The organism is Haloferax gibbonsii, assembly GCF_001190965.1.
Classification (GTDB): Archaea; Halobacteriota; Halobacteria; order Halobacteriales; family Haloferacaceae; genus Haloferax; species Haloferax gibbonsii.
Map to the genome: position 1 here is coordinate 106,936 of NZ_CP011950.1, position 6,720 is coordinate 113,655.

Consider the following 6,720-nt stretch of genomic DNA (forward strand, 5'->3'; position numbering starts at 1 on the left):
ACAATACAGCCACGAGAATCCACCAAGAAATATTCACACCCTACTTCGTTGTCGTCGACAGGACCTTTAGATTTGGCTTGGTCAGCTCTTTTCCACTGCCAGTAATAGTGGCTGTCGTTGATCTCTTTGACCGCGATGGTAGCCTTAGGCGGGGTGTTTCAAAACAGTGCGGATGTCTCGGCTTGGCCCGAGGCGATTTATCCCCTAGTAATACCGACTATCTGCTGGCGTATCCGGGAATCAATAGGAATCTTTGAACAACGATCGTCAAGGCCAACCGATTGTAACAGGAGACTTGCCTCATCCAGTAACGAGAGTTGGAGATATGTCCCCTCTCGGTATCCGTCACTCGTCCGAGTCATATCGATGATCTTCAACGTCTCGTACTCACGGAGTTGGTCAGTGATACGCTTCTGTCCAAGCACTTTCATGCCGATCGCTTCAGCAAACATACGATACACCTGATACATTGCTGCCGCTTTGAAATGTGAATGGTTTGTGAATTCGTCCATCGCGGCAAGTGCAGCAATCGCAATCTTAGCCTGAGTTGGACAGCCACGGATCAGGTCCTGAATACGGGTCACTTCAGCGTCGTCGTTGGCGGTTCGGACATGTTCACCACGAACTTGCTCGGCATCATCGTCACGAGCGACTTCGCCAGCAAGTCGAAAGAGGTCGAGTGCGCGACGTGCGTCCCCATGTTCTTGAGCAGAAAACGCCGAGCAGAGTGGGATGACGTCGTCTGAGAGAACGCCTGGTCGGTAGGCGTCGCGACGTCGTTCAAGAATATCTCCGAGTTGGTTTGCGTCGTATGCGGGGAACACAATCTCATCAGGCGCAAATGAACTCTCAACACGAGTGTCTAACCGATCACCATACTTGAGGTCGTTACTGATACCGACGACCGTGATGCTAGCCTCGACATCGTTCTCTTCCCCTGCCCGAGACAGTTGCATGAGGAGCTTGCTGTCCTCAGCTTCTTCAGGAGGGACGCTTCTCGCGTCGTCAGGTGGTGCAAGACGATCAATCTCGTCAAGAACAACGATGACCGCATCGTAGAGCTCGTCAATGACCGTCCACAGTCGGTCGTAATACGCCCCAGTCGCAATGCCGGAGTGAGGAATCTTGACACCAGTCTTCTCAGGTTGGTTCAGCTTCTTCGCGAGATGAATGACTGTTTGAACCTCTGAGCGCCGTTGTGCGCAGTCAATGATGGCGCGACCGATGCGGACATCGTTGTTCATCCCTCGTTCTTCAACCTCACGACTGACGTATCGGGTCACGAGTGTCTTACCTGACCCAGATTTCCCGAGAAGAAGTGTTCCCTTACCCGACCCTCCAGTAATTGTCGGCTTCAGTCGACGAGCAACAGTCTCGATTTGACTATTCCGCCCAACAATCTTGTCCTGCTCTGGGATATGGTCAATGCGGAGGAGGTTCTCATTGGCGAAGATTGGGTCCACCTCATCAAGGACTGAGAGGGGGTCATCTCGAGATCCGGAGCGAGAGTGAGCGACAGCACCGTGCTCAGCAGCGTAATCGCCAAGCGTTCTCGTCTGCTCCGTGCTTGAAGGCATGCACCACATTTCAGATGAAATTGCCTTAATTCTTCTCCTTACTACACCCTCAAACGTAGAATATGATTAGCGAAACGATTCTATCCAGTGAATTCTAACGTACTTGTCTCTTAGAAAGTCAGAATTGGAAGCAAATGAATTAACACCAGATTTCAGATGAATCCGTAGACAGGTAGAGTGCTCGAGGTCCCACACCGTATTTCAAATGAATTCTCGTGATAGTGTGACTTATTCACGAGATGCAGAACACACCCACACCATATTTCAGATGAATTCTTGAGATCCTGTAACACGAATTAGTGACTTGGACACACCCACACCATATTTCAGATGAATTCACACGGTCACAGAGGGGAATTCGAGCAGTTCCGAGGTATTGGTCTCTTTCTCGAAGTCCTAAGAAACACCAGTTAGAGTCGTTGTAGGTGAGAAATCATCTGAAATGTGGTGTTCAGTTTGGCCAAGCGAGACTACATGGGACATTTACGTTGGTATCCACTTACAAACTCGCGGTTAGTATATAAAGGCAATTAGGAACCCAAGATCTCTTTTGTAGAAATTTGCTGTATTGGCTGAAATTTGGACTCTAAGCCACTTATTACTACTACTACTTTACCGATACAGTTAATTATATTATAACAGGAATACACATCCGTTTTCCATGAGAACAGTAACATCGACTATTCACACGGGAGACGCTCTGTTAACAGCAAATCGACCATCTCAGACTCTGTAGTTGCAAGTGTTCACGGACAGACCCCCCACTTCTCTTGGAGCTGAATTCATCTGAAATCCGGGGAGGGGGTGTCGTGATTTCCTGGTACGCATGGTTCCCAAAAGACGACACGGCCATTCGTCTCGGGAACTTCGACTACCGTCGATTGTTTATTGCCCCAATTTTACTCGAGAGTAATTTACTCAAGAGTAAACTACTTTGCGTCAGATTATGAACTGTGATGTATGAGTACCGATCTGGGAACCGCTGGCGGAGAGAGGTCCCGCGAGCTCGTCCACTTTGTCACCCAGCAGACGCGGTTCGCGCTCGTCAACAACATCCTCCAGCACCCCGAGCAGTTGCCTTCGATGTACGAACTCGAGGAGCTCAACCCCAGCGTCAGCGATGCCACCGTCTACAAGCACATCCAGAAGTTGATCGACGCCGGCATCGTCAAGGAAGTCGCACTTGACGGCGACCAGCGCCGACAGGGCTACCCTTGGAAGTTCTACGGCCTGACCGAGGAAGGTCGAACATTCCTTGAGGGACACAATCTGCTCGCCGCTGAGGAGACGCTCCAGCAGATCTACGAGACCATCTCCGACAAACCCGAGAAGATGGTCAAGTACGAGAACGCGCCCCGTCCAGAACAGCACTAATTGAACCCCCCGGTCAAGCTCCCGGTCTCGATGACTGGCAAGACAACCTTCATCAAAACAAGACGTTCACGGCGGCAGTGGACTACTACCACGACCAGATTGATGCGCCCATCCCGAAGAACGCCGCGTTCAACGACCTCTTGGACCACCTTCGAGACGAATACACCGAAGCGTGTGAGGCACATCCCACCTACGTCGAGGGGTGTGCCGACTGCGTCATGGTTGGCCCATGTGATGAATGCGGCGACGAGACACATATCGCTCGCGTGGAGTGGCGGCCCTGCGTCAACGACAACGACGAGGACTACACCTACCACTACGCGGTCGAACCCGGATGCGACCACTGTGCCGAAGTCGTGACCTGCGCGGAGTGCGCCGACGTCGCAACGGACGGTGAAGACGAACACGGCGCCGTGCCCGAGGACGTCACCGTCGTCGAGCACGTCGGCTGCAGAGACCACCGTGGATGGACCGACGAGAGCGCTGAGTGTCGCTGGTGCGAGACGAACACGTACCTGACGCCGTTACTCCGACTCCCCGAGACGCCCCGTGAATACTACGCCGGCCCCGACTGGCCACAGCGAGCGGACCCTGCCCGTGGACTCCCCGGTGATTTGGACGAGGCAACCGACCTCGTTACGTCGGACCTCGAATCACACAGCGCCCACCGACACCTTGGGGACCGAGACAGCATCGGACGTGGATGGACCGACCACACTGCCGACCAGAAGAAACTCGGCTGGATTCCCGGCAAATGGCGAGCCGGTGTTGACCACCTTCTCGATGAAGGTTACACGCCCGAACAACTCATCGCGACCGGCCTGTTCCGACCCGACTACGGGCGTATCGCACGCTACCTGAGCGACGAGCACGAGACGACGGTCGAGATGGAAGACCTCCCCGAGTACGACCTCTCGGAAGTCCCCGACCGTGAGAAGGTGCGCAGTGTGTGGCGTGGCCGCTATCTGTTCCCGTACCACGACGAAGACGGGCAGGTTCGCTACTGTATGTCTCGAACCCAGAAGGGACGCCCACACCCCAACGACTACCGCAGTGACGCGAAGTACCTCAAGCAGAAACTCACCGACGCGAACTACTGCGAGGAACCCATCTTCGGTGTGGAAACCATCGAGGACGGCCAGCCAGTCATTATCACCGAGGGAATTGCCGACGCAATCGCAGCTCACGAAATCGGGCTGCCCGCGATTTCCCCGGTGACGACGCAGTTCAAAGACGCCGTCAAGTTCCGCCTGTTGGATATCCTTGCCGAACACGATGTGTCCACGACACTCCTCATACAGGACAACGAAGCGGCGTCGTTCAACCTGCTCGATGAATCCGACATCGACGTGGACGACCTTACCGAGCGCATGGTCGCTCGCAACGAACTGTCTGGTGAGGACCTCCGTGAGTACATCCGCGACCAGCGAGACGAAGGGGCGTCTCGTCGCGGTCCCATCGGCGAGGCCCTGGAGATTGGCTACGGTGGCCCCGGCGAACAAGGAGCGCTCGCGACGGCGGCGTACCTCACCGAGCGTGGGGTGGACTGTATCATGGTCGAACTCCCACGCATTGCCGGTCGCAAAGTGGACCTCGACGATTATCTGACCGACCGACTGTACGAGGTAGCCCCACCGTCGCCCGGCCTGACGACGCTGCTTGATACGTGGCGTCTCGAAGCAGAGACGGGGCCACAAGCCCCCGCTGACTACCTCGATGGAATTACGAACCACCCCGACGAGCGACCCGTCCTGCAGTGGATTAACGAGTCGATTGCATGGCACGACGGCTACGTTGACTACGCCTACCCAGACTGGTTCACCGCCGGCCCACCATCCGCAGGCGACGACGAGTGGCACGAAGCAGACGGCGACGTGAGTATCGACCCAATCTCGCCCACCTCAGAGGAAGACCTCACCCGTGAGGAGTCGGACGAACTCTCCGAAGAGATGTACTTCATGTTCGACGACTTGCTCCACTGGGCGTTCATCCTCCGCGACAAGGGTCACACGTCCTACCCACTCTACAACGAGTGGCGTTCGAAGAAGACCGGGGCGCTCTCGGCGGGTACGTTCGCCGCGAAGGACGCCGACGTTGGTGAGACCGACCCACTGACGCTTGGTGTCGAACTCGGCCTCGGTCGCTTCCCGCTCCTCGGCCACCACGTCGCCGCCGTCGAGGACGTCTATGGAGACGCCAGCCAGTCGCGTGCCGCCGAGACCTACTGGGTGGGCGACGACGAGGGCGCTCTCTCTCGCGTCACGCCGCTGTTCGAGGGCCTCACGATGTTCGACCCACGTTCGCACCCCGACTACGCCCAGACGGTCGCAGGGATGCGACAGCGCGACGTGGCCAGTCGCCAAGACGAGTGGGGCGACGAAGGCTTCGGTGACGCCGGCACAGACGCAGCGAGTTCGAGCACGAGTGGAGGACCAAGTGACCTGTTCGGATACTCGCTCGCAGAGATTACGGGCAAGACGAAAGGCTACCGTGGACCCCACCCGCACAAGCACTTCGGTGACTCCGAGAACTACTTCGTGATGCTCTCGAACGAGGTCGCCTACGACCACAAACGGAAGGCCACATTCAACGCTTTGACCTACTTCGCACACCTGACGAAAGTGCGCGGAGACAACAATATTGAAGGACCCTTTACCGACGAGGAAATCCTCCAGACGTGGGTGCGCGTCAAGGACAAACACAACTTCATCTCTGAGGATGATCGAGTGCCGCGAGGAGCGTTCATCTACGCCGCCAAAGACATGGGGATTGCGACCGCCGACGACATCGAAACGGTCACTCGTGAGACGCGCAGTGGGAGTACCTACACGCGCCAAGAGTTGCCCGTCGAACTGTGGAACGAAACGGTCGAACAGTTCCCCTCCACGTACGGAGTTGACTCCGGGTACAGCCGCATCGTTACGAAGGAAGATTTCGTCGTCGACGGACTCACCAAAGAGAACTCGATGGAGCGGTTCGCCGAGTATCACATTACTGATGAGAAAGAGGTTCCAGAGGATAGCCCTGTGGACTTCCTCTACGTGAAGACGACGGTCGCCCACGAAGCATACCAAGCGTTCTGTGAGGCGAACGATGTTGAGGCATACGGGATGTGGAACATTGGGGAGATGATCGAAGCGGCAGGGTCAGAAAAGAGTCGGCGTCGAATCGGGGAAGAAGACGCGCGGCCAATCTTCGACGGTGCGACCCTCACGAACTCCGGGTGGAAGTTGTACGAGATGTTCCGAGAGGGTGAGGAATAGGTTAGTAGTTTCCCACTGAAGCATCAACTTCCAGACCATTATTTTCTGATGTCGCCCAACGCACAGGGAGCAACAGAAATCATACCCAACCGAGGCAGGGGAGCATCCAAACGGCCATCCACGACAAGGGGTGGAAATTTTTTTGTTGGCTATAGCAGATGCGTCGTGGTTGAAAATTTTTTCAGACTGATGGCCACCGAGACCCCCCACTAAATCGGTGGCGAACATCGGCAATTGGAAGCCAAGAACTTACAGTGAAATCGAACAGAAGTGATGTGGCATTTCCCTTCTATCACCCCGCCCCCAGAGTGTATCTCAGCAATCTTTCTAAATTGGCAGATTCGTATAATACTTAGAAACGCAATTTGTAGTTTTAGAGTCTGCGCTTTCACCCCACATATTGAACCGTTGGCGGGATGGGAGCAGAGCCGCACGCCCGAACTCGATGGAGAGGTGGTGTGCCCCAAACAAGAATTCTCAGTCAAAGTGAGAGGAGAGATTCTCCA

General features: G+C 55.3%; 3 protein-coding genes. 2 read left to right on the top strand and 1 reads right to left on the bottom strand.

Annotation, left to right across the window (positions count from 1 at the left end; all coding sequences use genetic code 11):
- Nucleotides 1-197 precede the first annotated feature (197 nt).
- Nucleotides 198-1,577, bottom strand: coding sequence for an AAA family ATPase (locus ABY42_RS18765; protein WP_050460485.1), 1,380 nt, complete (start codon nt 1,575-1,577; stop codon nt 198-200).
- A 960-nt stretch (nt 1,578-2,537) separates the two neighbouring features.
- Here ABY42_RS18765 and ABY42_RS18770 point away from each other — a divergent pair.
- Together ABY42_RS18770 and ABY42_RS18780 are read left to right on the top strand one after the other, a co-directional pair.
- Complete coding sequence (locus ABY42_RS18770) at nt 2,538-2,951, top strand: helix-turn-helix domain-containing protein (RefSeq protein WP_050460486.1); 414 nt, start codon at nt 2,538-2,540, stop codon at nt 2,949-2,951.
- Between the two features lie 77 nt (nt 2,952-3,028).
- Nucleotides 3,029-6,214, top strand: coding sequence for a hypothetical protein (locus ABY42_RS18780; RefSeq protein ID WP_156224487.1), 3,186 nt, complete (start codon nt 3,029-3,031; stop codon nt 6,212-6,214).
- Nucleotides 6,215-6,720: the final 506 nt, after the last annotated feature.